The organism is Sediminivirga luteola (genome assembly GCF_014639315.1).
GTDB classification, from domain to species: Bacteria; Actinomycetota; Actinomycetes; order Actinomycetales; family Brevibacteriaceae; genus Sediminivirga; species Sediminivirga luteola.
Genome location: NZ_BMFY01000005.1, coordinates 55,363 through 80,447 on the forward strand (window position 1 = coordinate 55,363; position 25,085 = coordinate 80,447).

The window sequence follows — 25,085 nt, forward strand, 5'->3', positions numbered from 1 at the left end:
CAATTGTGGCCCCGTCTCCTCCCCGGTCAAGCCGATGAGTCGTTAGAGTCGGGAATATGAACGACGCGGCCGCTCCCGTCCAGCACTTCCAGCGCATCCCCATCGTCGATCCCGAACCCCTCGTCTCCTGCGGCGCCTTCCCCGCCACGGCGGTTCCCGGGGAGGACGTTCCGGTCTCCGCCACCGTGTTCCGGGAAGGCCACGACCTCATCGGCGTGGCGGCCCGGCTGCGGGACGCGCATGGCGCCATCGTCGAGCGCGTGCCGATGTTCCGCACCACCGAGGACGTCGACCGCTACCACGGCGTGCTGCGTCCGGTGTCCGAGGGCATGCACTCGATCGTGATCGAGGCCTGGGCCGATGAGTTCGCCACCTGGCGGCATCGCGCCCGGCTCAAGCTCGCCGCCGGGGTGGACGTGGAACTCATGCTGGCCGAGGGCGTGGACCTCCTGAGCCGGCACCAGGCCGCCACGCCGCTGGAGCCCCGTCAGCGGGAGGCGATCCGCGCCGCCATCGCGGCGCTGGAGGGCAGCGCACCGGCCGAGCCACTGGACCGGCTGGAAGCGGCGCTGAGCGAGGAGTTGCTGGCGGTCCTCGCTGCCCATCCGATCCGCAGCCTGCTCTCCACCTCGCGGGTGCTGCGGCTCCAGGTGCACCGCCGGGCGGCGGGGCACGGCGCGTGGTACGAGTTCTTCCCCCGCAGCGAGGGCGCGCACCTCGACGAGACCACCGGCACCTGGGTGTCCGGCACCTTCGCCACGGCGCGGAAAGCACTCGAGCGCGCCGCGGGGATGGGCTTCGAGGTGGTCTATCTGCCGCCCATCCATCCGATCGGCGAGGTGGGCCGCAAGGGCCGCAACAACACCCTGAACGCCGCGCCCGGGGATCCCGGATCCCCCTGGGCCATCGGATCCAAGGACGGCGGCCACGACGCCATCCACCCGGACCTGGGCGATTTCGCGGACTTCGACGCCTTCGTGGCGCGTGCCGGTGAGCTGGGCCTGGAGGTGGCGCTGGATCTCGCGCTGCAGGCCGCCCCCGACCACCCCTGGGTGCGCGAGCACCCGGAGTTCTTCACCACCCAGCTGGACGGGTCCATCGCCTACGCGGAGAACCCGCCCAAGAAGTACCAGGACATCTACCCGCTCAACTTCGACAACGACTACGAGGCACTGCGGGCCGAGGTCCTGCGGATCGTGGAGCTGTGGATCTCCCACGGGATCCGGATCTTCCGCGTCGACAACCCGCACACCAAACCGGTCCGGTTCTGGGAGTGGCTCATCGCCACCGTGCACGCCACCCACCCGGACGTGGTGTTCCTGGCCGAGGCGTTCACCCGCCCGGCGATGATGCACGCCCTGGCCAAGGCCGGCTTCCAGCAGTCCTACTCCTACTTCACCTGGCGCAATACGAGGGAGGAGATCGAGGAGTACCTGACCGAGCTGCGCGACGAGTCCGGTGCGTTCCTGCGGCCGAACTTCTTCGTCAACACCCCCGACATCCTCACCGAGTACCTGCAGTTCGGCGGGCCTGCCGCCTTCAGGATCCGCGCGGCGCTCGCGGCGACCAGCTCGCCGCTGTGGGGCGTCTACGCCGGCTTCGAGCTCTGCGAGCACGTGGCCCGGCCCGGCGCGGAGGAGTACATCGACAACGAGAAGTACGAGTACCGTCCCCGTGACTTCGAGACCGCGCTGGCCGAGGACCGCTCCCTGGCGCCGTACCTGACCAGGCTGAACGAGATCCGCCGGGCCCATCCGGCGCTGGGGGAACTGCGCAACATCCGCTTCCATGCCAGCGAGGACGACGCCGTGCTGGTCTTCTCCAAACGGAAGGACGACGACGTGATCGTGGTCGTCCTCAACGTCGATCCGCACAGCACCCGCGAGACGATGGTGGATCTGGACCTGGACGCGCTGCGGCCCTATGACCGCCGCCGGGAGCCGGCGCCGGAGCTGCGCGCGGTCGACGCCGCCGGCTCCCCGCTCGGCCAGCCCGGGTTGCCGGAGACTTTCACCGCGCGCGATCTGCTCACCGGGCAGTCCTGGGAGTGGGGCGCCCGCAACTACGTCCGGCTGGACCCGAAAGCGGAGCCGGCCCACATCCTGCATGTCCGCTGGCCACAGCCGTGACCCGGCCGCGGACGTCCGCCGGCCACTGGCGTGGTCGCCGTGGCGCGCACCCCCAGGTGCGGATCGGTAGAGTGACCGGGTAGACGCCGGGAATCGCGGGCGCGGCGACGAGCCCGCACACCCGGCAGCATGCCCGAGCGGAAGGGAGGACTGGAGCAGTGGCGATCAGCGTGGAGCTCGAACGTCTGCTGAGCGGCTGGCTGGCCCGCGCCCCGTGGCGCCCCCAGGACGCCGAAGGGCCGGTGGACGTCGAGGACGCGCTGCCGGTGTCAGCGGCGCCGCTGTTCCTGCGCTCCCTGGACGACGAGCCCGGCGCCGGGCTCCCCGGGACGCAGCAGCCGGCCCGGGTGCAGGGCCTCATCGTCGTCTTCAGCCTGGGGGAGGCCGACGACACCCGGCGCCTGACCGTGCCGCTCACCCTGCGCACGCGGGAAGCCTATGAGCTCCGCCCCCACCTCATCGGCGAGGTGGACGATCTGACGCTCGGCCACTGCTTCGTCTACGACGGTGTCGCCGACCCCGAATTCGTCCGCACCGTGGTCGAACTGGTCGAGGCAGGCGGCCCGGTGCGCCCCGGCGAGATCGCCGGACCGGTCCCCGGCGGCCAGTTCACCGCGGTGACGCTCGACGATCCCGACGCCTTCGCCGAGGCTCCCGCCCGCCCGGCGGCCCAGGCGCCCGGTACGGGCGCCGGTGCCGAGACTGAAGACGAGCTGGACGCCGACGCCTCCGGGAGCGTCCCGATCCCCGCGCCGCCCCAGGCCCCGCCGCGCATCGGCCGGGACACCCCTGAGGAGACGCACGACGAGGGCCTGCGCCTGGAACTGCGCGGCGGCCAGCGGGCCAACTCCAGCGCCGTCCTGCATCGCACCGGCCGCCCTCCGGTGATCGTGAAGGTCTTCCGGACCGTCGAGCCGGGCCGGAACCCCGCCGTCACGGTGCCGGCCGCCCTCTCCGGCCGCGGCAGTGCTGTCGTCCCGGAAGTCCTCGGCTGGCTGCAGGGCTTCTGGTACGACACCGAGTTGCTGCAGGAGACCTTCGGCCAGCTCATCCTCGTCTCCCGGTTCCTGACTGGCAGCACCGACGCCTGGACCGCGGCACTGACCGCCGCCCGGGCCGCCGCACCCGGGCAGGGGAGCAGCGAAGAGAGCGAGGAAACGCCTGGGACCGGCGGCTTCACCGAGCAGGCACGGCACATCGGCGCCGTGGTGGCACGGATGCACCGTGACCTGGCCCAGGAGTTCGGCGCCACCGTGCACACCCCCGAGCATCTGCGCGAGGCGATCGCCGGATGGCGATCCCGGGTCGAATGGGCCCTCGCCCGCGTGCCGGTGGCCCTGGCACCCCTGGCAGCGCCGCTGCGGAAGCACCTGGCCGCGCTGGAGGAACTTCAGCCCGGGACGTTGCAGCGCGTGCACGGCGGACTCGACTTGAGCGCGCTGCTGTTCGCCGGGGAGGACACCTCCGTGGTGAACTTCTCCGCCGACGCCTCCGGCCCCCAGCTCCCGGCCGAGGACCTCGTCGGGCTGCTGCGCAGCATCGACCGGGCCGCGGGACTGGCCCGCCTGGAACGCACCGGGGCGCTCGGCGGTGACGCCGATGCGGCAGCCCTGGGTCTCGTCGGCGCGCACGAACTCGACGCCCTGGCCCGCAGGGTCGCCGCCAGCCCCGAGCACGCCTGGTCCGCCGCGACGCAGGAGGCGCTGCTGGGCGGATACCTGCAGGAGGCCGCCGGCACAGAGGATCCGCTCGGCGTGGAGCCGGGCCATCCGCTGCTGCGGGCCGTGCTCGTCGACCGCCTGCTGAGCGAGGTGGTGGACGAACTCCGCAACCGGCCCGCCGGCCTGGAGATCCCGCTCGCCGCCCTGGCCCTGCTGCTCCAGCCCGAACGGTTGGAGGACACGCCGGACACGACCGGGGACGGTGAGGCGGAGGCAGCCGGAGACGGCGTGAACGAGGACGCCGGCGAGGCGTCTGGTGATCCCGGCGAGGCCGGAGACGACGTCCGGGAGGGATGACAGCATGAGCGAGCACGCCACGGATGGACCGGAACCGGCCGGCAGGGTGGACAGCGGGCTGCTGAGCACCGTGGCCGCGGGAACGCACTGGGCGCCGCATGATGTGCTCGGCGCCCATCCCGCCGCCGACGGCTCCGTCACCATCCGCGTGCTCCGGCACCTGGCCCAGGCCGTGGAGATCGTCATCGGCGACGGCGACGGCGACGGCGGCGAGGGCAGGGCCGTGCCCTTGCGGCACGAGCAGGACGGCATCTGGACTGTGACGCTCCCGGCGGTGGAGGCCGCTGGGATGCCGCCGGCCACCGCGGTCGTGCCGCCTTACCGGATCCGCGCCGCCTACCCGGACGGCTCCGTCCGGCTCGACGACGACGCCTACCGGCACCTGCCCACGGTCAGTGAGCACGATCTGCACCTGTTCGGCGAAGGCTCCCTGGAACGGCTCTGGGAGGCACTGGGCGCCCGTCCGATGGTTCACGGCGGCGCGGAGGGCACAGCCTTCTCGGTCTGGGCGCCCAATGCCCGGGCCGTGCGCGTGATCGGCGATTTCAACGCCTGGGACGGCCGGGAGACGGCGATGCGCAGCCTCGGATCCTCCGGCGTCTGGGAGCTGTTCGTCCCCGGCGTCGGCGACGGCGCCGTCTACAAGTTCGAGATCCTCCCCGCTGAGGGCGCCTGGCTGCAGAAGGCCGATCCGATGGCCCGCCGGACCGAGGTGCCCCCGCGCACCGGGAGCATCGTCACCGCCTCGCAGTACGAGTTCCGGGACGAAGCCTGGCTGCGGCAGCGCGCGCAGCACGATCCCGCCCACGGGCCGATGTCCGTCTACGAGGTGCACCTGGGCTCCTGGCGGCCGGGCCTGGGATACCGCGAACTCGCCGATGAACTGGCCGCCTATGTGACCGGACTGGGCTTCACCCATGTGGAGTTCCTGCCGGTCGCCGAGCACCCCTTCGGCGGTTCCTGGGGGTATCAGGTGACGTCCTACTACGCCCCCACCAGCCGCTTCGGCCACCCCGACGACTTCAAGGCGCTGGTCGACGCCCTCCACGCGGCAGGCATCGGCGTCCTCCTGGACTGGGTGCCGGCGCATTTCCCCAAGGACGAGTGGGCGCTGGCCCGGTTCGACGGGCAGCCCCTGTACGAGCACCCCGACCCCAGGCGCGGCGAGCACCCGGACTGGGGCACGCTGATCTTCGACTACGGCCGCCGCGAGGTGCGTAACTTCCTCACCTCCAACGCGCTGTACTGGCTCGAGGAGTTCCACATCGACGGGCTGCGGGTGGACGCCGTGGCCTCCATGCTCTACCTGGACTACTCCCGCGAGGACGGGCAGTGGCTGCCCAATGAGCACGGCGGCCGGGAGAACCTGGAGGCGATCGACTTCCTGCGGCACGTCAACGGCCTCGTCGCCGCCCGGCATCCGGGCACCGCGATGATCGCGGAGGAGTCCACCGCGTTCCCGGGCGTCACGGCGCCGGGTGAGCACGGCGGGCTCGGATTCACGCTGAAGTGGAACATGGGCTGGATGAACGACTCCCTCAGATACGTCTCCCGGGATCCCATCCACCGCGCGCATCACCACCACGATCTGACGTTCTCCCTGGTGTACGCGTTCTCCGAGCGCTATCTGCTGCCCATCAGCCACGACGAGGTGGTGCACGGCAAGGGCTCCCTGCTGCGCAAGCTCCCGGGCGACCGCTGGCAGCAGCTGGCCGGGCTGAGGGGCTTCCTGGCCTACCAGTGGGCGCATCCGGGCAAGCAGCTGATCTTCATGGGCACGGAGTTCGGGCAGGAGGCCGAGTGGTCCGAGCAGCACGGCCTGGACTGGTGGCTCACGGACGATCCGCGGCACTCCGGGGTGCAGCGGCTGGTGCGTGACCTCAACGCGCTCTACACCCGGTGCCCGGCGCTGTACGAACGCGATGCGGATCCGCTGGGCTTCCAGTGGCTGGAGGGCGCCGATGCGGAAGCGAACGTGATCTCCTTTGTCCGCTGGGACCTAGGCGGACGCCCGCTGGTGTGCGTGGTGAACTTCTCGGGGATCACCCGGGAGGGCCATGCGATCCCGATGCCGGCCACAGGCAGCTGGGCCGAACGCGTCAACACCGATGCCGAGATCTACGGCGGTGCCGGAGCGGGGAACCTCGGCCGGGTGCACGCCGTCGACGGCGGCTTCAACGGGTTCCCCGCCCACGCGCGCCTCACACTGCCCGCCTTCGGCGCCTTGCTGCTGGAGCCGCTCGTCCCCGGGGAGCGAAACGCCCGGCGGCCGAGCCGTCGTAGTGAGTTGGCAGCCGACGGCTCGCGGCTGACGGCGGTCAGCTGACGGCTGGCCGGAAAACCCCCGCTGTTTCGAATTCCCACGGCTGATCAGCGGGGGTGTCAGCGGGGGATTTTGGATGTGGGTTTTCGAAACAGCCGTGGGAATTCTGCTCAGCGGCAGGGGCTAGGGATCCGGCGTCGTGGCGAGGACGTCCAGCGACCCGGAACGCACCCGCTCCACCGGCACCCCGAGCTCCCGGGCCAGAGCCCGCCATAGCCCGGCCGTCGTCGTATAGCCGATCTGCCGCGCCACTTGGGCGGCCGGAACGCCCGCGAGCAGCTGGGGGACCGCCTCGTTCAGACGGGCGCGGGTGCGCCAGGAGACGAAGGAGAGGCCAGTCTCCTCCCGGAACAGCCGCTGCGCTTGGCGGGCGCTGATGTACTGGCCTGCCGCCAGGGCGCCGAGTGGCAGCGGGGAGTCCACGCATGCCTCGGCGATGCCCCGGGCGGCGGGACTCGTGGGTACGGGCACGGGGAAGCGGACGCCCTGGGAGCGGCGCACGGCGCGGCTGAGCTCCAGGCGGCAGGCCGCCAGTTGCTCTTCGGTGCGCGGCCCGGCCACCAGGACCGAGTTGACCACGGCGGTGATCGTCTCACGCCGGCCGAGCGGTACGACTGCGGTACAGGGCCGGCACGCGGGCACCAGCATCGGCCCGAAGACCGCAGTGCCTTCTTCCTCGACGCGCATGGCGTGCGGCACCGCGAGATCGAGCCAGAGGCTCTCCCGTTCGCGCAGCGGGAACTCCCGGCCCGCTGCCGTGACGACCGCCGCGCCGCTGACCACGTGAATGAGGTGGGGAACGTCGTGGGAGTGCTCGGCATGGCCCAGGAACCGCTCGGCGTTCTCCTGGACCACGGCGGCCAGGGAGTGGTGTGCCATTCTCGGCCCTCCCGTGTGCTCCGGGACGGGCCCGGCTGTTCGTTCGTCTCATCTGCGTCGTCGCCCGTCCGTCGGGCGGTCTTGCTCGGCTTTCCCGCCGCCGGGGCGGCCATGTTCGCCCGGTAGTGCCGAAAACCTGTCGCACTGGGCACGGTCCCTGTCCGTTCCGTCCGCGCCGGGATGCCTCTTGGAAGATTAGCCTCGCCTTAAGAGATGCGAAAGCCCCGGTCCTGCGATAGCCGCTGCCGGGCCGAGTGGCGGGCGCTCCGCGTGCCGCTCTCACTGCCAGGAGGATGACGATTCACGTGACCAGACAGCTCCTCGCCGCCCTCGCGGCCACAGCGCTCCTGCTCTCCGGCTGCGGCCAGGCGGGCGGTTCCGGCGCGGGCGGATCCGCCGAATCCGCGCGGGCGGGAGCCGGGGACGCATCGGCGGCCGGGACGCGCACGGTGAGCACCGCGGAAGGCGAGGTGGCGGTGCCGGCCGATCCCCAGCGGGTCGTCCTGCTGAACTACGCGCTCGCCGGCTACCTGTACGACCTCGACGTCCCGGTCGTCGCGATGACGCCGGAGGTCGCAGATCAGGCCGAGGGCGAGTTCTCGGAGTTCTGGGCCGATGACGCCCGCGCGCAGGGCACGGAGTTCATGGCGTGGAGCAGCGACGGATTCGATCTGGAGGCGATCCTCGCGGCGGAGCCGGACCTGATCGTCGGCGGCGGCATCGGCTTCCCGCTCATGCATGCGCAGCAGGCCTACGACGACCTCTCGGAGATCGCCCCGACGGTGCTGGTCGCCGGTGAGCACCACGACTGGCACGGGCAGTTCTCCTTCCTGGCGGAGGACGTCTTCGGCAAGCCTGAGACGTACCAGGCGGCGGTGGACCGGTACGAGGAGCGGATCGACGAGGTCCGGGAAGCGATCACCCTGCCGCCCCTGCCGGCGGTGTTCCTGGCCATCACGAGCGACGAGACCCCGTACGCGCTGGTGGAGAGCGTCGGGCAGCCCACCGTCTTGGAGGCGGTCGGCATCACGCCTGCCCCGATCTTCGAGGAGAACGACGTCGAGGTCTACGGGGGCGGCGGCGATATGTTCGAGCTGTCCAGGGAGACCGTGGGGGAGATGGCCGACTACCCGACGGTGTTCGTGCAGGGGTTCAACGGCGATTTCGCCAGCGTCGAGGAGCTCTCCGCCGACCCGGTCTACGCCTCGCTGGAGGCGTTCCGGAACGGGCACGCCTATGACCTGCCCTACTGGACCCTGCGCGGGGACTACGACGAGACCATGGCTCTGCTGGACATCGTCGAGGACACCTTCGCCTGATGGCGGACAGGACGACCGCGCCGCGCGCTGCCAGGACGTTCACGCTTCCCCTCGTCGTGCGCCAGGCGACGGTGGTGAGCACGGCGCCGGTGACGCCCCGCATGCTGCGGGTGACCCTGGACGGGGAGGAACTGGCGGCGCTCACCCGGCACGGCATCGCCCATCCGCGCTGGCAGACGCCCGGGTTCGACGACCACATCAAGCTCATCCTGCACGCCTCCGGGGATCCGAGGCGAGCCGCCGAGGTGCTCCCGGAGCAGACGCCGCACGGGATCGTCTGGCACGCCGATGACGCCCGCATCACCCGGGACTACACACCCCGGCGGTGGTCGGACGGGACATTCGACCTGGATTTCGTGCTGCACGGGGACGGCCCGGCAGAACGGTGGGCCCGCAACGCGGAACCGGGTACGCCGCTGTGGTTCGTGGGGCCCAAGCAGAGCACCCTGCTGCCGCAGGACCTGGACTGGATCCTGCTGGCCGGGGACGAGACCGCCCTGCCGGCGCTCGGCCGGTTCTTCGAGGAGCGGCCGAGCCGGGCCCGGGCCGTCGTCGTGGCGTCGGTCTCCGACCCGGCGGCGCGGCAGGAGTTCGCGCTGGGTCCGGATGACCGCGTGGTCTGGCTGAGCGCTGCACCCGGGGACCGCGCGGTGCTGGCGGAAGCCGTCCGACGTGAGGCGCCGCGAGAAGGGGCGGGATACCTCTGGGCGGCCGCTGAGGCGCGCCAGCTCATCCCGGTCCGGCGCCTGGCCAAACGTGAGCTCGGCCTCGGCAAGGACCGCAGTGACATCGTGGGGTACTGGCACGCGCGGACGCTTGCGGGCGCCGAGGCTCCGGAGGAGGCCGCCACGCCGGGTGGGCCTGCGGGACCTGCTGAGGCGGCAGCCGGCCCGGCCGCGTCCGCCACGGAGCCGGAGAGGGTACCCTCGCCGCTGCCCTGGCTGGCGGTGCGCGCAGCCGTGCGCAGCGGCCTGCTCGATGTGCTCGCCGATTCGCCGGGACTCCGGCCGGCGGAGGCGGCCGACCGGGCCGGCGCGGATCCGGGCACCGTGCGTGCGCTGCTGCCGGCACTCCGCCGGCTCGGGGTGGTCGATGGTGCTGGCGAATCGCTGCGGCTTGCCGAGTACGGTGAGGAGATCGTCGCGGACGAGCACGTCCGCGAGCGTTTCGACGGCTACCAGGGCGAGCTGCTCGCGGCGCTGGTGGACGCGGGCTCCGTGCCGGAAGCACCTTCGCCCTGGCAGCGCAGGAGCGGCCGCACGCTGGCCGCGCAGGCTGCCGCCGATGCCGGTCTTGCCGCCGAACTCGCGGAGGGCGGCGAGGTACTGGCCCATGTGGCGGCGCGGCACGTGCGGGGCGTGGTGACGGGCGGCGCTCGTGCTGACAGGGCGGACCGGGTTGACGCGATGGCGCCTGGAACTGACTCGGACGGCGACTCGCGGCGTGAGGTGGTGCCTGCTCCCGCCTCGGCGGGTGACACGGCGCTGGCCTGCCAGGCTGTGCTGGCGATGAGCGGACCCGGCACGGCCGGGCTCCTGGCGGTGCTGCCGTCCGGGTGGCCCGCCGTCGTCGTCGCGTCAGGTGCCCTGGCCGAGATACTCGCCCAGCAGGCCGGTGAGGGGACGGAGATCACGTGGACGGGAGACTGGCGGGATGTCCCCGCAGGGATACCGGCCGTCCTGGCACTGGAGGGCGTTATGCGCACCGACGCGGAGCTGGCGGCGGTGCTGCGGTCCGTTCCGGGTGATACCGCGGTGCTCTACGAGCGCACCGAGCCGGACAGCCTGGGCCCGGCCGAAGGCACGGCGGACCTCCATGCGCTCGCGGCCACAGGCACGGGGGTGCGGGACGCCGGGACGCTGACCGGCATCGCCGAGTCCGTCGGCTGGACGGTTCAGCGGGTCGAACCGCTCGCCTGGGGCGTCTCCGCTCTGACGTTGAAGCGGACGTAGGCGGCGGCGTCCATCGTCATGGGACGTGTAAGAGAATCGGTGTTTTCTTCACCTATGCCGCGGATGTGGCAAACGACTTGTCACGTCCTGCTTCACGAGCCTCGGTCTGGGTTCCCCGCCGTCGCCTCATCGAGAGATGGTCTTGAACTCACAGTGCGCTGCTATCATATGTGATAGCAGTTGAGGGGGGCGAGTGATCATGGCGTCAATCGTTGTGCGTGGGCTCGATGAATCCGTGAAGCGGCGACTAGCTGCCCGTGCGAAGGAACACGGCCGATCCATGGAAGCCGAGGTCCGGGAGATCCTGACCCGGGCCGCCCACCAGCCTCACATCGGGATCGCGCTGATGCATGCGGCTCAAGAAACCGGCGGCATTGACGAGCTTCCTGTCCCGGACCGTTCGGACACCGCACGGGCCGTGGACTTCGGATGATCGTCCTCGACACCAGCGTCATCTCGGAGATATTCAGTTCCCGGCCCGAGCCCAAGGTCGTGGCCTGGCTGGAATCTCTGACCGGTGAGGTTGCCATCACAGCGGTCACACTCGCTGAGCTGCTCGCCGGAGTGCGCCGGCTTCCAGACGGCCACCGAAAATCCAGCTTGCGGTCCCAGCTCAATGCTGCGCTGGAGCCGTACCGCGACGCGAGGTCTATTCTTCCCTTCGATCACACGGCCTCGGAGCAGTACGCGGAAGTGCTTGCACTGCGCGAGGCGGCAGGTGCGCCCATCAGCACTGCGGGTGCGCAGATCGCCGCGATCTGCCGAGCGCACAATGCGGCATGCGCCACCCGGAACAGCAGGGATTTCGCCGGGACGGGCGTGGAAATCATCGACCCCTGGCGAGACTGAACTCGCAGGAGCGGCGGACATCGGCAGAGCCCGGACCAGACCGGCCAGCCGTCCCCGCCGACGTGAATACCCCGCAGGGCTCAGTGGCCGAAGGGGTCCGGGTCGGTGCCCGGCAGCCAGGAATGCCCCGGCTCGTTCCAGCCGAGGGTCTTCTGGGCCTTCTTCCACTTGCGCGCCCAGCGGTCGTCCAGGCGGTCCACGTACAGCTTGCCCAGCAGGTGATCGTACTCGTGCTGCATGACCCGGGCGAACCAGCCGCGCGCCTCGAACTCGACCGGTTGACCGAACTCGTCGACGCCCGTCACCTTGGCCCAGTCCGCCCGCGCGATGGGATAGTTCAGCCCCGGCACGGACAGGCACCCCTCGGCGTCCTCATCCGGATCCGGGCGGGTCCCCGGGACCTTGGAGGTCACCAGCGTCGGATTCACGACGGTGCCGCTGCGCTGGACGCCCTCGTCGTCCGGGGCGTCGTAGAGGAAGATCCGCAGGCCGACCCCGATCTGCGGCGCGGCCAGTCCCACGCCGTTGGACGCGGCGAGGGTCTCGCGCATATCGGCGATCAGGCTGCGCAGATCATCGTCGAAGGTCTCCACGGTCTGCGCGCGCCGGTGCAGGACGGGTTCGCCGTAGACGACGATGGGTCGGATGCTCATGGGCTCCAAGTCTAATGAACTCCGCGGGCCCGGTGCCTCAGGGCAACGAGGCGAGGAACGCGTCCGGGTCCACCGCCAGCAGGCGTTCCAGCGCGCCGCGGGAACGCGCTGAGCGGTCCCGGGCATAACCGGCGCGCGGCCCGTCGGCGCGAGCGGCCCAGACAGCGGCGTTGACGCCGATCCGCGCGGTGGCGGCCGGGAGCAGCACGCGGCGCTCCGCTTCCGTCAGCGGCGCCAGCCCGGTCCAGGCACGGGTCACGACCCGCAGCGCATGTGCCGGATCCTCGTAGTGGCGGGACGCGTACGCCGCTGGCACCACCAGATCGGCGATGCGCAGGCCCTCGACCATATCGCCGAAGTCCAGCACTCCCGTCACCCGCGGCTCCCGGCCGGAAGCGCCCTCGGCGGTGATGCCGGGGGCGACGAGGACATTCGAATCGTGCAGATCGTGATGGACCACGGCGCGCGGCAGCACGGGCAGGACGGGCTCCACCTCGGCGGCGAAGCGGGCGGCGGCCTCCCGCACGAGCGCGGCGACCGCGGGATCGCCGATGCCCGGCAGCGCCTCCTCGATGGAACGGCGAGACCGGCTCAGCTCCCAGGTGTGGCTCACCCGGACCGGGGCCGGGGGCACTTCGTCGAGCGCCAGCCGCATCCGCGCCGCCGTCCGCCCCAGCTCAGCGAGCAGCCTCTCGTCCGGCAGACCCTCGGACAGCGGTGCCCCCTCCAGCCACGAGGACACCTGGACCAGGATCTCCTGGCCCCCGTGCGCCCCGGCGCGGCAGCGGGCGGTCAGCGAACCGGAGGACCGGGTGGGCAGCATCGCCGCGACCGGCAGTCCCCGCTCGGCCAGGGCCGCCTGCACCTCCCCCTGCCAGATGAACGACTCAGGCGAGACCGCCGAAGCCGCCACGGCCTTGAACACCAGCGGCGCCCGCCCCGTCTCCACCCGGCACACGGTGCTCAGCTCGCCGTCCAGGTAACGCAGCCGGATCGCGGAACTGGCGGAGTCAGCGGAACCGGCGGAGTCAGCGGTGCCTGCGGCGATGCCGTACTCCTGGCCCAGGATGCGGCGCACCTCGGCCTCGTCGAGCGTCAGCGGTTCCGGGCCCGAGGCGTCCGGGGATGCCTCCAGAGCGGCGCGCGGCCTCCCGGGTTCGTGGAGTATCACTGCCACTCCTTTTCGTCCGCTCAGCCGACCCGTACGCTCAGCCGACCCGTACGCTCCGCCGAGGGGGCGTCCGTTCCGTCTTTCGGTCATCTTCTGTCCGCCGGGGCCCGACGGTGGCATGCTCCAGGGCGCGCTCCGAGGCGCCAGCGTTCTGAACACCGTGCCCCGCCCCAAGCGCTGGTCCTTGTGTTCTCCAGGACGCTACCAGGCGCTTACGTTCGCCTGACGTGCCTGAGCCTGCCCGGCGATGCAGCACGCGCCCGGCTCGCCGCGCGCCCAGGGTTCATCCCGCGCCCAGCCCGGCACCTGAGCCCCGGCACCCGAGCCCCTGAACCCCGGCCTGGCGCCGTCCCCGGCTAGGCTGCATAGTGCAGCCGACCGCCGATGCGAGGAACCCGCCGATGTCCCAGCCGTCGCCCCAGCACACCATGCACATGGTCAACAGCTACGTGCCCGGAAGCGGCGCAGACCTCGGCCCGGAGGAAACGGCGCTGCTGGAACGCCGCGAGCGCGTGCTCGGCGCCCCGTACCGTCTGTTCTACCAGCGCCCCGTCCATCTGGTGCGCGGCGAGGGAACCGTGCTCTACGGCGCCGATGGCACCGAGTACCTGGACGCCTACAACAACGTCCCGGTCGTGGGCCACTCCAATCCGCGGGTGCGGGCCGCCGTCGACGCCCAGCTGGGCCGCCTCAACACTCACACCCGGTACCTCACCGAGGAGGTCGTCTCCTACGCCGAGCGGCTCACCGCGCTCTTCCCGGCTGGCCTGGACCAGGCGATCTTCGCCTGCACCGGGAGCGAAGCGATCGACCTCGCCCTGCGCATCGCCGCGCACGCCACCGGGCGCAGCGGCATCCTGGTCACGCGTCACGCCTACCACGGCACCACTCGCGCCGCCGCGGAGATCTCACCCAGCCTCGGCCCGAACAACCCGGTGCCCGGGAACGTCGCCCTCATCGACGCGCCGGACGCCCTGAAGGACGACCCGGCCGACGCGCAGGACGCTTTCGCCGACCGGATCGAGGACGCCATCGAGCAGTTGCGCAGCCGCGGCCACGAGCCCGCGGCCCTGGTGGTGGACTCCATCATGTCCAGCGACGGACTCCGGCCGGCCCCGTCGGCGCACCTGAGCCGCGCGGCGGAGACCATCCGTGCCCACGGCGGCCTCTACATCGCCGATGAGGTCCAGCCGGGATTCGGCCGCACCGGCGACTGGTGGGGCTTCGAGGCTTACGGGCTGCGCCCCGATCTGGCGGTGCTGGGCAAGCCGATGGGCAATGGACTGCCGATCTCCGCGGTCATCGGCGGCCCGGATCTGTTCGAGCCCTTCGGCCGTCAGGTGCGCTACTTCAACACCTTCGGCGGCAATCCGGTCAGCATCGCCGCGGCCACGGCCGTGCTGGACGAATTGGAGGACCGCGCGCTCCCGGCCCATGCGGACCGTCTGGGCGGCTGGCTGCGCGACGAGCTGCAGCGGCAGACGGCCGCCGATGACGGGGTCGCCCAGGTGCGCGGCGCCGGCCTGTTCCTCGCCGTGGAGCTGGTGACGGCGGCGAGCCGGAGCGGGGGCGCTCCCGATGCCGGCCGGGCGGCGCGGGCGGTGAACCACCTGCGGGAGAACCGGATCCTGATCAGCGCCTCCGGCGCGCACGGCAACGTCCTGAAGATCCGGCCACCGCTCGTGCTCGGCGAATCACAGGCCGAGCGGCTCGCCGAGGGCGTCGCGGAGGCGTTGCGGGCGACCCGCCGCTGAAGGCGGCGAGGCGGCATCGGCGGTATGCGCCACGAAAACCGCCCGCCGTGAACGGCCCAACGTTACGATTCGGATCAATTCCTGCGTTATCGCCTCCATCCTGACGACATCCGCCCGCGGGCTTCCTAGACTCGGGTACGCAAGTTCTCCCGTCTCCTCAAGGACAGTGTTGGCAGACCACCGGCTCATCCTGCACGCCGTCGTCAAGGACGACGGCTCTCTGTCGTATGAGCACGACGGGCAGACGCGCCTCGCTGCGACGGTCGCCGACGGCATCCAGGCCATGCGCGCCCTGGCCCAGGCCGAGGGCGTGGAGGTCGAGGCGATCCTCGCCCAGACCGGCCGCCAGCCCCAGCACATCGTCCTCAAGCCCGGCGGGCAGCTGCGCAGCATCAGCGAGCGCCCGCCCGCGGCCAGCGCCGGCAGCGCCGGCAGCACGGGCGAGAACGCGGCCGGGAACCCCGAGCGCGGCACCGGCGTCCTGGCACCGCCCGCCGCCCCGGCACGGACCGGGGAGGACCCGCAGTCCGGAGACTCCCCCGATGGCGGGGACGCCGGGGCGGAGGATCAGTCCCAGCGGGGCCCGGTCGTCGGTGGCCCCTACTCCGGTCCTGCCCGCGGCGTGCCGGTCTCCCGCCGGGCGCAGAAGGAAGCGCGGAAGGAAGCACAGCGCGAGGCGCAGCGCCAGGGGCAGCAGGACGGACAGCCGCGCCGCGGCAAGAGACTGCTGATCCTGCTGGCCGCCATCAGCGCCACCATCGTCGCGGTGGCCGGCGCCTCGCTGCTGCTTCCCGGCGGGCTGGCGGAGGACTCCCTGGTGAGCGTGAGTGGCTCCGGCCAGGCCTCGGCGCAGAACCAGCTCTCCTACCAGGACAGCCCCACAGCCGTGCCCGGATACGCCGACGATGTGCAGTGGACCGTGCCGGTGGACGGGCAGGCGCTGACCACCGCCACCGCCCAGGGGCTCCTGGTGGTGGAGGAGGACAGCCTGCGGGTGCACGATATCGCCACCGGCGCCGAGCGGTTCGAGACGGATCTCGACGGCAGCGTGGACTACGTGGTGGAGACCACGGTCCAGGGCCGGCATGCCCTGCTGTGGCGCATCGGCGACCGTGCCTACGCCCTGCCGGAGGGCAGCACCGAGCCGGTCGCGTACACGCTGCCCGCCGGAGCGCGGCTGTCATCGGCCGGCAGTTCCGTCCTGGTCCGGGACGGCGAGGATCTGTACGCGTTCGGCCTGAGCGGGCTGGTGGACATCGCGGCACCGGACGAAGACCTCACCCCGATGGCCCTGGAGGGCAGCAGGCTGGTCTCGGCCCGGTTCGAGGGTCCGCTCGTCATCACCGACTACTCCGGCAGGGAGATCGCCTCCGTGGACCTGGAGCGGCCCTCCGAGGAGATGCATCTGATCCGCTGGGTCTCCGCCGGGCACGGCCTCGTCATCACGATCTGGGGCGAGGAGGGCGCCACTGTCAGCAGCGGGCACCGGGTCGAGCTGGTCACCCACTCGATCAGCGACGGCAGCATCCTGTCCACCACCTCCACCACGACCGACAGCATCGGCGAGGCGGACTGGGTGCGCGGGCAGGGATACGAGCTGGCGTACATCGGGCCCTATCTGTACAGCATGCGCTCGGGGCTGCTGGTGCTCGACGGCTCCGCGCAGCAGCTGGACTTCCAGCTCCCGGTCGGGCAATTCGCCCCCGCCGAATCGCCGGAGGGCCGGGTCCTGGTGCAGGGCACCACCGCCTACCGCACGGACGTCCAGGTCCTGGCTGCGCTGGAGGGCACGGCGATCGTGCGCAGCACACCCACCCTGGTCGAGGCCCACCCGCTCGAACCATGAGGACGGGCCGGCAGGTGACGGACGTGACGCTTCCGGCACCAGCCGAATACCAGTCCAGCCCCGTACGTCCACCTATAGTTGGCACTAGCGTCCGGACCGCCGCCGATTGGGAACCATGCACCACTACGCCAGAGCACTGAGCAGCTCGGGCGCGACGATGCTCGCGCTTGTGCTGGCTGCGGTCCTTGCCCTGGCCGGGCGAGCCTACGGGCAGGACGAGGGATTCCTGAGCCAGCAGCCGGCATACAGCGACAGCGCGCAGGAGGCTTCCCCGGACGACGGCATCGCCGCCGAGCCGGCCCCGCCGGAATCCGCAGACGAGGGCGGCGTGCCCGGCGGCGATGACGCGGTGGCGCCCGCGGACCCCTCCGCGCCGGACCAGGACGAGCTGGCGCCCGCACCGTCGTCGCCCGATGAGGGCGCGGACGAGCCCGAACAGGACGAGGAACTGACGCCGGGCACTCCGCCCGAGCCGAGCCCCTCGGTCACGGAGGGCGAACCGGAGCCCACGGCGGACCCGTCCGAAGAGACGAGCGAAACGCCCGGCGGGGAACCGACGGAAACGCCCACCGAGCCGGCAGAACCGACGGAACCGGCTGAACCGACGGAACCGACGGAGCCGACTGAGCCGACCTTCCCGACCGTGGAGCCGACTGAGCCCACTGGGCCGACCGAGCAGACGGAGCCGACCGGCCCCCCGCCGACGACCGTTCCCACCGGGCCGACCACGCCATCGCCGGACCCGACGGATCCGCCGGACCCGACGGCCACCACGGACCCGGAACCGAGTCCCGAGCCAGTGCCCACCGAGACCTCCCCGGGCGGCGTGCCCACGCAGACGCCACCTGAGCCGTCCGAGCCGACGGGCCCGGGCGAGGGTGAGACCGGCGCCCCCGACGAGAATCTGGTGCGCCCGCCCGCGGGCCCGCCCACCTGGGACTTCCCCCGCCAGCTTCCGCCGGAGCGTGACTACTCCGATCCGGTACCCACCAGCCCCTATGCGCCGGGCGGCGCCGCCTCGGCGGGGCCGGGAGAGCCCGGGACGACGAGCCCGGAGGCTGAAGGCGCTCCGGAGGCGCAGGCCACGGGCGGGCTCGGCGCGCACACCTGGCTGTGGCTGCTCCTGGGGGGCGTGGCCGTGATCTGCGCGGGACTCATCCTCTGGCTGGTCCGCGGCGGCGTGTTCGGCGGCCGGCAGAGCTAGCCATACCGACCTGACAGATTGGTCCATCGGGTGACGGGAACTGCACGACTAGCCCGGGGCTGCGAGTCAGGCACCCGGCGAGATGCGGTCCCGGCGGGACGCGACCGCATCCCGGGGCTGCGAGTCGGGACGGTGCGCGGTCAGTTGTGGGTGTCGGCGGCGGTCGGCGCGAACGCCCGCTGGCCGGGGCAGGCGGCGAGCACCTCGGACAGGGTGCTCTTCTCCCCGGCGGTCACCCATAGGCGGTGATGCTGTTTGACGCTGATCTGCCGCGCCGCATAGGTGCAGTGATAGCTCTGCCACAGCGGCAGCCAGGCCTGCGCGTCCTTGCCTGCCTTCTCGCGGTAGGCGGCGCGGGAGGTGGCCTGCAGGTTCAGCGGATCCCGGGCCAGTGCTTCACGCTGTTCCGGGCGGAGTTCCTGCGCTCCGGTCATCCAGGCCTGCCGCAGCGAGACGATTCGGTCGATGGCGATGGGCGCCGGTTCATCGGGGTCGTCCGCGTAGCCGATGACCTCGCCGGTATAGGGGTCGTAGAGGTCGCCACCGGTCACCCGGCAGCGGTCGGCCTCGTCCGTGCGCGGGTCGGTCAGATCGCGCAGCAGGATCCGGTGCCGTGTGCCGCAGCCGGGACCGCCGGCCTCGTCCTCGCCGAAAGCCGCCGGCTCGTAGCCGGCGTCGTCTTCCGCCGGCAGCACCGGAAGGGAGTCCAGCACGTCCAGCGCCCGCTCGCCGGAATACGGCGAGCCCGGGACCAGATAGCCGGAGTCGTCCGTCTCCGCGGCGGGATCCTCGGGATCCGCTCCGGCGGGCACCGGCACCGGATCGGCTTCGGCCGCCTGCTCGGGTTCGGCCGGGTCCAGGTACCCCGGCGTCGCGGGAATCGCGCTGGCCGTGCAGCCCGAGAGCAGCACCAGCAGCGCCGAGACGCCGGAGAGCGCCATGACGGTGCGAGCTGTTCGGGGCATGACGCGCTTTCCTGGATCGCGGCCGGGTGGTATCGAGGCACCCGGATACGGCAGCGGGCGGCTTGAAGCCGCCCGGACGGGCGCCACGCCAAGTGTAGCGACCGGGGAGCCGTACCGCAGCTTCCCGGCGTCCCGGTGCCGGGAAACCGCGAAAACCGTGGCCGCGGGAACGAAGTCGCGACGGGAAGGGATGGGAACGGGAACAGCCCCGTAGACTTGCGGACATGACGCGAGCCACTCTTCCCGTGCTGTCCGCCGCGCTCCTCCTGGCCCTGACCGGGTGCGCCGGCGGCGGCGATGAGACCCCCGAACCCGCAGCCTCGGCGCCAGCGCAGCAGGACGCCGCTCAGGAACCCGGCGGCTGCGGCTACGAGGAGGCGCCCGGTGGCGTCCGCGAGGTGGAGATGCCTCCGGAAGAGCCTGAGGTCGCCGGCGCCGTGGACGCGGTCATCGCCACCGACCGCGGAGAGATCGGCCTGACGCTGGACGCCGATGGCGCGCCCTGCACCGTCGGCTCCTTCGCCCATCTGGCCGGCAGCGGCTATTTCGACGACACCGAGTGCCACCGCCTCACCACCGAGGGCATTTTCGTCCTGCAGTGCGGCGACCCCTCCGCCACCGGAACCGGCGGGCCGGGCTACCGCTTCGCGGACGAGCTCACCGGCCAGGAGATCTACGACGCAGGCACTCTCGCCATGGCGAACGCCGGCCCGGACACGAACGGCTCCCAGTTCTTCCTTGTCTACGAGGACGCGCCCCTGCCGCCGGACTACACGGTGTTCGGGCAGATCGACGAGGCCGGGCTCCAGGTGCTCCGCACCATCGCCGAAGCCGGCACCGAGGACGGCGGCGCCGACGGCCGTCCCAGCGGCGGCGTCGTGATCGAGGGCGTCTCGATCGGCTGAGCGGCGCCGTGGCATCAGCACCTCTGTGCCACGCAGATGCCGGCCCCGGTGATGCGCCGGGCCGGTGTGGCGCAGCCCGCGGGCTCTGGCGCATATCCTTGGACAAAGATGCCTGTACAAGGGAGTTCGGGACGTGACCACACCCCATCTGGATCAGATCTGGGAACGCACCGTGACGGGCCTCAAGGCCCAGGCGGGAGCGCCGATGGTGTTCGGCGGCCCGGTGCGCGCCGGCGGCCTAGAGCTGCGCTACTTCTCCGGCGCGCGCACCTCCGCCCTGCGTGATCTGAACGTCGCCCGCGGTGCGGGCCTGGGCGGCAAGGTCTGGCGCGAGCGCCGTCCCGCGGAGGTGGACGAGTACAGCGCGGCCACCAGCATCACCCACCACTATGACGAGCCCGTCGGCCGTGAGGGCCTGCGTGCCATCGTGGCGGTCCCCGTGCTCCAGGGCGGCCAGGTCCGCGGCGTGCTCTATGCCGGCAGCCGGGAGGCAGGCGCCTGCGGCGACCGGCTGCGCAGCCTCACCTGGGGTATGGCGCGCAGGCTGTCGGCGGATCTGGCGACCGAGGCGGAGATCGAACGGCGGCTGGCCGCCCGGGTGGCGGAGTCGGCGGCCCTGCGCGAGCGGATCCGCCGTATCCACGCGGAGCTTCGCGTCCTGAAGGGCGAGGCGAAGGATCCCGCACTGCGCCGGAAGCTCGCGGCCCTGGCGGAAGACGTCACGGGCGGCGCCCGCCCGGCTCAGCGGCACGAGCAGACCGCGCTCAGCCCCCGGGAACGGGACATCCTGGCCCTCGTCGCGGAGGGGTTGAGCTACCGCTACGTCGGGGAGCGTCTCGGCCTGGCGCAGCAGACGGTCAAGTCCTATATGCGGGACATCATCGCCCGGCTGGGCGTGCATTCCCGGCACGAAGCCGTGGTGGAGGCCCGACGGCAGGGCATCCTCCCCTGAGCGGACGCCATGCAGCAGCCGGACGATCCCCATGCGGGGGTGCAGCCGGGTGGAGCGGACAGGGAGACTCGAAGTCACCAGCGAGCGACACGAGGAAGTGGAATGACGAGCACTCAGAATCTCCGCGCGGCACGGGACCGGCTCCTGTCGCTGCGCACCGACTACGCGGCAGCCGTCGAGGGCTTCGACTGGCCGGACGTGGGACCGAACTTCAACTTCGCGCATGACTGGTTCGACCCGATGGCCAGGGGGAACGACGCGCCCGGGCTGGTGGTGATGGGCGCCGAGGGCTCCCGCGAGGCCTACAGCTTCGACGACCTGGCCCGCCGCTCCGACCAGGTCGCCCGGTTCCTGGCTGATCTGGGCGTCGGCCGCGGCGACAGCGTCGTGATCATGCTCGGCAATCAGGTCGAGCTGTGGGAGTCCATGCTCGCGGTGATCAAGCTCGGTGCGGTCCTGGTGCCCACCACGACCGCGGCCGGTCCCGCCGAACTGCGCGACCGCCTGGCTCGCGCGGAGGCCAAGGCGGTCATCGCCGGGGCCGCCGACGCTGCCAAGTTCGACGAGGTCCCCGGTGAGTACCTGCGGATCGGACTGGCCGCAGACCAGCCGCTGCCGCACGGCTGGCACGACTACGCCGGGTCGCGCGGGCAGCTGCCGGAACCGGTGGAGCACCCCGGCAACGCCACCGGCGATCCGCTCCTGTTCTACTTCACCTCCGGGACCACGAGCCGGCCCAAACTGGTCGAGCACACGCATTACAGTTACCCGGTCGGGCATCTGAGCACCATGTACTGGCTCGGATTGCAGCCCGGTGACGTCCACCTGAACATCTCCAGCCCCGGCTGGGCCAAGCACGCCTGGTCCAATTTCTTCGCGCCGTTCCTGGCCGGCGCCACGGTGCTGGTCCTGGGCTACAGCCGCTTCGACCCCGCCATGCTGCTGCAGACCCTGCGGCGCGAGCGGGTCACCAGCCTGTGCGCTCCGCCCACCGTGTGGCGGATGCTGATCAACACCGACTTGAGCGAGGGATCCGGTGAGCTGCGCGAGGCCATCAGCGCAGGGGAGCCGCTCAACCCGGAGGTCATCGCCCAGGTGGAGAAGGCCTGGGGCCTGACGATCCGCGACGGATTCGGGCAGACCGAGATGAGCGCCGCCATCGGGAACACGCCCGGGCAGCCCGTGCTGCCGGGGTCGATGGGACGGCCCCTTCCCGGGATGCCGGTGCTGCTGGTCGACCCGCTTACGGGCAAGCGGATCGAAGGTGAGGGCGAAGGCGAGATCTGCCTGGACCTGGAGGCGGGCGCACGGAGCGTGATGACCGGCTATCGCGGCGATCCCGAGCGCACCGCCGAGACGATGGAGGAGGGCGTCTTCCATACCGGCGATGTCGCCCGCCGGGACGCGGACGGCGCCATCACCTACATCGGCCGCACCGACGACGTGTTCAAGGCCTCGGACTACAAGGTGTCCCCGTTCGAACTGGAATCGGTGCTGATCGAGCATCCCGCCGTCGCCGAGGCCGCCGTCGTCCCCGCCCCGGACCCGGTGCGGCTGGCGGTGCCCAAGGCATACGTCTCGCTGGTGGCCGGGCATGACGCCGATGCCGGCACCGCCCGGGACATCCTGCTCTTCGCCCGGGAGAACCTGCCGCCGTACCTGCGCATCCGCCGGCTGGAGTTCGCTGAGCTGCCCAAGACCATCTCCGGGAAGATCCGGCGGGTGGAGCTGCGGCAGCGCGAGGACGAGGCGGCCGATCACCGGCCGCCGGGGGAGTACCGGCTCGACGATTTCGTCTGACCGGACCTGGCCGCCGGAACCTGCGCCGCGCGGGTCGTCGGAACCTGCCGGCTCATCCTGGAGGATGACGCGCCGCCGTGGGGCGGCTCATTACAGTGGGGTGCATGTCCACGTCGGTGTCCGAGGTTCCCTGGTACATGCGGCTGCCGCGGTACCTGGACCGTCGTCCCTGGATCATGGACACGCTCGTCTGGGCGGTGCCGTTAGCGCTGATCGGCGTGCTCAGCTTCGGGGCGGGCCAGGCGGACCAGACGGTCTGGGGGCGGCCGAGCCCGCCGGCGCTGCTCTTGGCGCTGGAACTGCTGACCACGCTGCCGCTGGCATTGCGCCGCACCCGGCCCGCCGTCAGCGCCGGGCTGATCGCCACCGGCGCCGCGCTCCAGGTGCTGCTGCTCACCGGGCCGGCCTCGACCTGCGTGACCGTGCCGGCGGCCGTGTACGCCACCGCCAAGTACGGCTCCCGCCGCGTCTCGCTCGGCTACCTGCTGCTGGCACTGGCCGGCGCTCTGCTGCTCGGTGCCTTCTTCGCCGTCCAGGTGCTCTATCTGGGACCGGCCGTCCCGTTCCGGTGGGAGTTCGTCATCGTCGTCGTGATGGTGGTGGGATTCGCCGCCTCGGTCGTGGTCGCCTGCTGGCTCCTGGGCGCCATGTCCGGCCGGAAACGGCGGGAAATCCAGGCGATCTCGGAACGGAACCGGCTGCTGGAGCGCGAGCGGGAGCAGGAAGCCCGGCTGGCCGCCGACGCCGAACGGATGCGCATCGCGCGTGAGATGCACGATGTCATCTCCCATTCGATGTCCGTGATGATCGCGCAGGCCGACGGCGGCCGCTACGTCCTCAATTCCGCCTCGGGCTCCGGAACGCGCGAAACGCCCACCGGCACGGCTCAGGCCGCCGGGCACGTCGCGTCTGCCGGCGCTGTTCACGCCGCTGAGGGCGCCTTCGGCACGATCGCGGAGACCGGACGCGAGGCGCTGGCGCAGATGCGGCGCATGCTCGGCGTGCTGCGCGAAGAGGGCGAGGCACTGCAGATGCGTCCCGCGCCGGGCCTGAGCGACCTTCCCCGGCTGATCGCCGACGTCCGCGCCACCGGGCTGCCGGTCGTGCTGGAGGGGGACCCGGCCGTGCTGCCGCCTCTGCCGGAGGGCGCTGGCCTGGCGATGTACCGGATCGTGCAGGAGGCCCTCACGAACGTGATGAAACACGCCGGGCCGGAGGCGTCCGCGACGGTGAGCGTCCAGGCGAGGCGCTGGCCGGCGCCAGAGCTCGTGGTCTGCGTCCGCGATGACGGCCTCGGCTCGGCCGCCGCCGGCGACGGCCAGGGTTCCGGGCTGCTGGGCATGCGGGAGCGCGCGGCGCTCTACGGTGGGGTCGTGGAGACCTACGCCGACGCCAGGGGCTTCCAGGTGCTCGCACGCTTCCCGCTGCCCGGCGGGATGAAAGAGGAGGATCCATGACGGTATCGGTGCTGCTGGTCGACGATCAGGCGCTGCTGCGCGCCGGATTCGCGATGGTGATCGGCTCGCAGCCGGATATGCGGGTCGCCGCTCAGGCCGGGAACGGCAGGGAGGCGGTCGAGGCGGTGCGCGCCCACCGGCCCGATGTGGTGCTGATGGACGTGCGGATGCCGGAGCTGGACGGGCTGGCCGCCACCCGGGAGATCACCGCCCTGGCCGACTCCGGCCGCGTCCCGGACACCAAGATCATCGTGCTGACCACGTTCGACACCGATGAGTACGCGGTCGAGGCGCTGCGCGCCGGCGCCGCAGGATTCCTGCTCAAGGACGTCCAGCCGGAAGTGCTGCTCGACTCCATCAGGACCGTCACCAGGGGCGGTGCGGTGATCGCGCCGAGCACCACCCGCCGCCTGCTCGACGCCACCCTGCTGGCCGCTCCGGAGCGGCGCAGCGATCCGGCGCATCAGGCGCGCCTGGCCACCCTCACCGAGCGGGAACGGGAGATCCTGCTGGAAGTCGCCACGGGCGACTCGAACGCGGAGATCGCCGCCAGGATGTACTTGTCCGAGGCCACGGTGAAGACCCATGTGGGCCGCATCCTCGCCAAGCTCGACCTGCGCGACCGGGTGCAGGCCGTCGTCTTCGCCTACGAGGCCGGCCTCGTAGGCGGCTCCTCCTGATCTCCCGCCCCGCCGCATGCCCCGCGGGCGGCTGCTGGGGCGACCCGCTTGATTCCGGCCTGCTGCATTATTTCCGGGTGAGGAAACGCGGAATTTGCGCACAACCCCGGAGCCAACAGGCCAAGACCTGCGCCCCTACTCCTGGAGGATGACGCCCGGCCGTCCGGATGCGCCCGCAGGCCGATGTGCCGGCGCGCGCCCGCCCCCTAGCGTGTGACGGGTTCGCACC

Annotated in this window: 18 protein-coding genes and 1 pseudogene; 15 read left to right on the forward strand and 4 right to left on the reverse strand. The window is 71.8% G+C overall.

What is annotated here, in order from left to right; genetic code table 11:
- The first annotated feature begins 56 nt into the window (after positions 1-56).
- The 3 genes and pseudogenes from IEW13_RS06940 to glgB all read left to right on the forward strand — a co-directional run.
- Positions 57-2,129 (forward strand): alpha-1,4-glucan--maltose-1-phosphate maltosyltransferase, encoded by a 2,073-nt coding sequence (locus IEW13_RS06940; RefSeq protein ID WP_188550225.1) that lies wholly within the window; start codon positions 57-59, stop codon positions 2,127-2,129.
- Positions 2,130-2,287: 158 nt separating this feature from the next.
- The gene (locus IEW13_RS06945) at positions 2,288-4,147 is read left to right on the forward strand and encodes a maltokinase N-terminal cap-like domain-containing protein (RefSeq protein ID WP_188550226.1); all 1,860 of its coding nucleotides are present in this window, start codon (positions 2,288-2,290) and stop codon (positions 4,145-4,147) included.
- A 19-nt stretch (positions 4,148-4,166) separates the two neighbouring features.
- Positions 4,167-6,473 (forward strand): annotated as a pseudogene (glgB, locus tag IEW13_RS06950) (1,4-alpha-glucan branching protein GlgB); the annotation flags it as partial.
- Positions 6,474-6,593: 120 nt separating this feature from the next.
- Here the strand turns inward: glgB and IEW13_RS06955 are convergent.
- Complete coding sequence (locus IEW13_RS06955; RefSeq protein ID WP_188550228.1) at positions 6,594-7,349, reverse strand: AraC family transcriptional regulator; 756 nt, start codon at positions 7,347-7,349, stop codon at positions 6,594-6,596.
- Positions 7,350-7,654: 305 nt separating this feature from the next.
- Here IEW13_RS06955 and IEW13_RS06960 point away from each other — a divergent pair, with 305 nt between their 5' ends.
- From IEW13_RS06960 to IEW13_RS06975, 4 genes are all read left to right on the forward strand, one after another.
- Complete coding sequence (locus IEW13_RS06960; RefSeq protein ID WP_229744982.1) at positions 7,655-8,668, forward strand: ABC transporter substrate-binding protein; 1,014 nt, start codon at positions 7,655-7,657, stop codon at positions 8,666-8,668.
- Positions 8,668-10,620: an SIP domain-containing protein gene (locus tag IEW13_RS06965; RefSeq protein WP_188550230.1), complete on the forward strand. Its 1,953-nt coding sequence runs from the start codon at positions 8,668-8,670 to the stop codon at positions 10,618-10,620. Before IEW13_RS06960 ends, IEW13_RS06965 begins: the two co-directional genes overlap by 1 nt.
- Before the next feature lie 199 nt (positions 10,621-10,819).
- Positions 10,820-11,053 carry a FitA-like ribbon-helix-helix domain-containing protein gene (locus IEW13_RS06970; protein ID WP_188550371.1) on the forward strand — a complete coding sequence of 78 codons (234 nt, stop codon included), beginning with the start codon at positions 10,820-10,822 and terminating at the stop codon, positions 11,051-11,053.
- Positions 11,050-11,469 (forward strand): type II toxin-antitoxin system VapC family toxin, encoded by a 420-nt coding sequence (locus tag IEW13_RS06975; RefSeq protein WP_188550231.1) that lies wholly within the window; start codon positions 11,050-11,052, stop codon positions 11,467-11,469. Before IEW13_RS06970 ends, IEW13_RS06975 begins: the two co-directional genes overlap by 4 nt.
- A gap of 80 nt (positions 11,470-11,549) precedes the next feature.
- Here IEW13_RS06975 and def read toward each other — a convergent pair whose 3' ends face one another.
- Positions 11,550-12,122: a peptide deformylase gene (gene def / locus IEW13_RS06980; protein ID WP_188550232.1), complete on the reverse strand. Its 573-nt coding sequence runs from the start codon at positions 12,120-12,122 to the stop codon at positions 11,550-11,552.
- Between the two features lie 37 nt (positions 12,123-12,159).
- Positions 12,160-13,293: a phosphotransferase gene (locus IEW13_RS06985; protein WP_188550233.1), complete on the reverse strand. Its 1,134-nt coding sequence runs from the start codon at positions 13,291-13,293 to the stop codon at positions 12,160-12,162.
- Between the two features lie 401 nt (positions 13,294-13,694).
- Here IEW13_RS06985 and IEW13_RS06990 point away from each other — a divergent pair, with 401 nt between their 5' ends.
- The 3 genes from IEW13_RS06990 (at position 13,695) to IEW13_RS07000 (ending at position 18,097) form a co-directional block, all read left to right on the forward strand.
- Positions 13,695-15,047 carry an aspartate aminotransferase family protein gene (locus IEW13_RS06990; RefSeq protein WP_229744983.1) on the forward strand — a complete coding sequence of 451 codons (1,353 nt, stop codon included), beginning with the start codon at positions 13,695-13,697 and terminating at the stop codon, positions 15,045-15,047.
- A 169-nt stretch (positions 15,048-15,216) separates the two neighbouring features.
- Positions 15,217-16,893, forward strand: coding sequence for a hypothetical protein (locus IEW13_RS06995; protein ID WP_188550234.1), 1,677 nt, complete (start codon positions 15,217-15,219; stop codon positions 16,891-16,893).
- A gap of 115 nt (positions 16,894-17,008) precedes the next feature.
- Complete coding sequence (locus IEW13_RS07000) at positions 17,009-18,097, forward strand: hypothetical protein (RefSeq protein WP_188550235.1); 1,089 nt, start codon at positions 17,009-17,011, stop codon at positions 18,095-18,097.
- Between the two features lie 140 nt (positions 18,098-18,237).
- Here IEW13_RS07000 and IEW13_RS07005 read toward each other — a convergent pair whose 3' ends face one another.
- Positions 18,238-19,062, reverse strand: a complete 825-nt coding sequence (locus IEW13_RS07005; RefSeq protein ID WP_188550236.1) for a GmrSD restriction endonuclease domain-containing protein — start codon at positions 19,060-19,062, stop codon at positions 18,238-18,240.
- 224 nt (positions 19,063-19,286) lie between these two features.
- On the opposite strand from IEW13_RS07005, the gene IEW13_RS07010 reads away from it, so the two are divergent.
- The 5 genes from IEW13_RS07010 to IEW13_RS07030 all read left to right on the forward strand — a co-directional run bounded on the left by IEW13_RS07010 (position 19,287) and on the right by IEW13_RS07030 (position 24,856).
- The gene (locus IEW13_RS07010; protein ID WP_188550237.1) at positions 19,287-19,967 is read left to right on the forward strand and encodes a peptidylprolyl isomerase; all 681 of its coding nucleotides are present in this window, start codon (positions 19,287-19,289) and stop codon (positions 19,965-19,967) included.
- A gap of 133 nt (positions 19,968-20,100) precedes the next feature.
- Entirely contained in the window at positions 20,101-20,919 is an 819-nt protein-coding gene (locus tag IEW13_RS07015; RefSeq protein ID WP_188550238.1) for a LuxR C-terminal-related transcriptional regulator, read from the forward strand.
- 102 nt (positions 20,920-21,021) lie between these two features.
- Positions 21,022-22,719, forward strand: coding sequence for an AMP-binding protein (locus IEW13_RS07020; RefSeq protein ID WP_188550239.1), 1,698 nt, complete (start codon positions 21,022-21,024; stop codon positions 22,717-22,719).
- A gap of 104 nt (positions 22,720-22,823) precedes the next feature.
- The gene (locus tag IEW13_RS07025; protein ID WP_188550240.1) at positions 22,824-24,176 is read left to right on the forward strand and encodes a sensor histidine kinase; all 1,353 of its coding nucleotides are present in this window, start codon (positions 22,824-22,826) and stop codon (positions 24,174-24,176) included.
- Positions 24,173-24,856: a response regulator gene (locus IEW13_RS07030; protein ID WP_188550241.1), complete on the forward strand. Its 684-nt coding sequence runs from the start codon at positions 24,173-24,175 to the stop codon at positions 24,854-24,856. Before IEW13_RS07025 ends, IEW13_RS07030 begins: the two co-directional genes overlap by 4 nt.
- Positions 24,857-25,085 lie beyond the last annotated feature (229 nt).

Coding starts and splice junctions, on each gene's coding strand:
- IEW13_RS07000 (WP_188550235.1), top strand. CDS start 17,009: ATGCACCACTACGCCAGAGCACTGAGCAGCTCGGGCGCGACGATGCTC.
- IEW13_RS07020 (WP_188550239.1), top strand. CDS start 21,022: ATGACGAGCACTCAGAATCTCCGCGCGGCACGGGACCGGCTCCTGTCG.
- IEW13_RS07025 (WP_188550240.1), top strand. CDS start 22,824: ATGTCCACGTCGGTGTCCGAGGTTCCCTGGTACATGCGGCTGCCGCGG.
- IEW13_RS06975 (WP_188550231.1), top strand. CDS start 11,050: ATGATCGTCCTCGACACCAGCGTCATCTCGGAGATATTCAGTTCCCGG.
- IEW13_RS06990 (WP_229744983.1), top strand. CDS start 13,695: ATGTCCCAGCCGTCGCCCCAGCACACCATGCACATGGTCAACAGCTAC.
- IEW13_RS06940 (WP_188550225.1), top strand. CDS start 57: ATGAACGACGCGGCCGCTCCCGTCCAGCACTTCCAGCGCATCCCCATC.
- IEW13_RS06955 (WP_188550228.1), bottom strand. CDS start 7,349: ATGGCACACCACTCCCTGGCCGCCGTGGTCCAGGAGAACGCCGAGCGG.
- IEW13_RS07005 (WP_188550236.1), bottom strand. CDS start 19,062: ATGCCCCGAACAGCTCGCACCGTCATGGCGCTCTCCGGCGTCTCGGCG.
- IEW13_RS07030 (WP_188550241.1), top strand. CDS start 24,173: ATGACGGTATCGGTGCTGCTGGTCGACGATCAGGCGCTGCTGCGCGCC.
- IEW13_RS07010 (WP_188550237.1), top strand. CDS start 19,287: ATGACGCGAGCCACTCTTCCCGTGCTGTCCGCCGCGCTCCTCCTGGCC.
- IEW13_RS06965 (WP_188550230.1), top strand. CDS start 8,668: ATGGCGGACAGGACGACCGCGCCGCGCGCTGCCAGGACGTTCACGCTT.
- def (WP_188550232.1), bottom strand. CDS start 12,122: ATGAGCATCCGACCCATCGTCGTCTACGGCGAACCCGTCCTGCACCGG.
- IEW13_RS06970 (WP_188550371.1), top strand. CDS start 10,820: ATGGCGTCAATCGTTGTGCGTGGGCTCGATGAATCCGTGAAGCGGCGA.